This window comes from Capnocytophaga sp. oral taxon 329 str. F0087 (genome assembly GCF_000213295.2).
In the GTDB taxonomy this organism is placed as follows: Bacteria; Bacteroidota; Bacteroidia; order Flavobacteriales; family Flavobacteriaceae; genus Capnocytophaga; species Capnocytophaga leadbetteri_A.
Genome location: NZ_KN390101.1, coordinates 1 through 879, shown reverse-complemented (window position 1 = coordinate 879; position 879 = coordinate 1). Strand labels below are relative to the sequence as shown.

The following is an 879-nucleotide window of genomic DNA, read 5'->3' as shown; positions in this document are numbered from 1 at the left end:
GGCTGCAAGAGAGCCTTAGCAGTGATGATTTTGAAGACCTTTTGGGCAAATACCCATCACTTAATTATAGAATAAACTGTTAATGCCCGTGCCCTATGAAAACAATATTGCAAAATCCACAGACCAATGCCACTGTACAAGTGGGAATGATTAACGAATTTAGCCCTCATTGCTATATGAATACAACCAAACCAGCTACTACCACTCCAAAACCAGCGGTAGTAGCTCCTAAAACCGTATATAAACCGCGCCCAGAGGAGGGCGTAAGCACACAAGATAGCTATAATGAGCAGGTCAAAAAAAGTAAAGATTGGATATGGCTTGCCATAGCCGCCGTTATTGGTGGCGGTATAACTTACTACGCAACCAGAGAAAAAAAACAACCTAAAAAAGTAAACGTATAATATTATGATAGGAAAATTTTCAAATTCAGTAAATGTAGAGCAAAACAATAATGGTGGTAACTCTGGTGGTGGCTCTGGCGGTAATAATAGCTTCCCGCTACCCATTCTTGAAGAAGATGTTTTTTTACAAGGTAATATCGGAAGTCCATTTAGTGTAATGGATATTCATCTCAATCAAAGAGAAAGAATGGGAGGTGCACAACCAGAAACTGATGTTATTAGGCAAAAAGATTTCAATTCTACATTAAATGAGGACTTATATATTGAAGAAACCTTTTGGGGTTCAATTGAAGTTGATAGTTATTACAACTTCTATGTTAATCCTTTAGGGTTACCTCAAAAAAAAGATAGATTTTATGGCAGAACAATCGTTGCTAATGGAGAGTGTACCATTACTATTCCTCCGAATAAATCAGTACGGATATTGAAAAGGTCTGATGCCAGCAAGAAACTAACAATAAGTACACATAATGGG

General features: G+C 37.4%; 2 protein-coding genes. Both read left to right on the top strand.

Features of this window, described 5'->3' with window-relative positions; all coding sequences use genetic code 11:
- Positions 1 to 95 precede the first annotated feature (95 nt).
- Complete coding sequence (locus tag HMPREF9074_RS11550; protein WP_009392312.1) at positions 96 to 404, top strand: hypothetical protein; 309 nt, start codon at positions 96 to 98, stop codon at positions 402 to 404.
- Between the two features lie 4 nt (positions 405 to 408).
- Positions 409 to 879 (top strand): hypothetical protein (locus tag HMPREF9074_RS11545; protein WP_034541053.1); only part of this gene is annotated, 471 nt, incomplete at its 3' end.

Bases quoted from the DNA above. Each gene is read 5' to 3' on its own strand.
- HMPREF9074_RS11550 (WP_009392312.1), top strand. From the start codon at position 96: ATGAAAACAATATTGCAAAATCCACAGACCAATGCCACTGTACAAGTG.